Raw genomic sequence first — 1,441 nt, 5'->3', positions numbered from 1 at the left:
GGGGTACTCGAGTGGCGAACGGGTGAGTAACACGTGGGTGATCTGCCTTGCACTCTGGGATAAGCTTGGGAAACTGGGTCTAATACCGGATATGAACTGCCTTTAGTGTGGTGGTTGGAAAGTTTTTTCGGTGCAAGATGAGCTCGCGGCCTATCAGCTTGTTGGTGGGGTAATGGCCTACCAAGGCGTCGACGGGTAGCCGGCCTGAGAGGGTGTACGGCCACATTGGGACTGAGATACGGCCCAGACTCCTACGGGAGGCAGCAGTGGGGAATATTGCACAATGGGCGGAAGCCTGATGCAGCGACGCCGCGTGGGGGATGACGGCCTTCGGGTTGTAAACTCCTTTCGACAGGGACGAAGCTTTTTGTGACGGTACCTGTATAAGAAGCACCGGCTAACTACGTGCCAGCAGCCGCGGTAATACGTAGGGTGCGAGCGTTGTCCGGAATTACTGGGCGTAAAGAGCTCGTAGGTGGTTTGTCGCGTCGTCTGTGAAATTCCGGGGCTTAACTTCGGGCGTGCAGGCGATACGGGCATAACTTGAGTGCTGTAGGGGAGACTGGAATTCCTGGTGTAGCGGTGAAATGCGCAGATATCAGGAGGAACACCGATGGCGAAGGCAGGTCTCTGGGCAGTTACTGACGCTGAGGAGCGAAAGCATGGGTAGCAAACAGGATTAGATACCCTGGTAGTCCATGCCGTAAACGGTGGGCGCTAGGTGTAGGGGGCTTCCACGTCTTCTGTGCCGTAGCTAACGCATTAAGCGCCCCGCCTGGGGAGTACGGCCGCAAGGCTAAAACTCAAAGGAATTGACGGGGGCCCGCACAAGCGGCGGAGCATGTGGATTAATTCGATGCAACGCGAAGAACCTTACCTGGGCTTGACATACACCAGATTGCTGCAGAGATGTAGTGTCCCTTGTGGTTGGTGTACAGGTGGTGCATGGTTGTCGTCAGCTCGTGTCGTGAGATGTTGGGTTAAGTCCCGCAACGAGCGCAACCCTTGTCTTATGTTGCCAGCATTTGGTTGGGGACTCATGAGAGACTGCCGGGGTTAACTCGGAGGAAGGTGGGGATGACGTCAAATCATCATGCCCCTTATGTCCAGGGCTTCACACATGCTACAATGGTCGGTACAACGCGCAGCGACACTGTGAGGTGGAGCGAATCGCTGAAAGCCGGTCTTAGTTCGGATTGGGGTCTGCAACTCGACCCCATGAAGTCGGAGTCGCTAGTAATCGCAGATCAGCAACGCTGCGGTGAATACGTTCCCGGGCCTTGTACACACCGCCCGTCACGTCATGAAAGTTGGTAACACCCGAAGCCAGTGGCCTAAACTTGTTAGGGAGCTGTCGAAGGTGGGATCGGCGATTGGGACGAAGTCGTAACAAGGTACCCGTACCGGAAGGTGCGGGTGGATCACCTCCTTTCTAAGGAGC

1 rRNA gene is annotated in these 1,441 nt (G+C 55.8%); it reads left to right on the top strand.

Annotated elements, in window-relative coordinates:
• Positions 1-1,432: ribosomal RNA gene (locus HMPREF2967_RS06015) — 16S ribosomal RNA — on the top strand; the annotation flags it as partial.
• Positions 1,433-1,441: the final 9 nt, after the last annotated feature.

It is taken from the genome of Corynebacterium sp. HMSC059E07 (genome assembly GCF_001814395.1).
Classification (GTDB): Bacteria; Actinomycetota; Actinomycetes; order Mycobacteriales; family Mycobacteriaceae; genus Corynebacterium; species Corynebacterium hesseae.
Note: the sequence above shows the minus strand (reverse complement) of the source record. Positions and strands in the feature narration are given on the sequence as shown.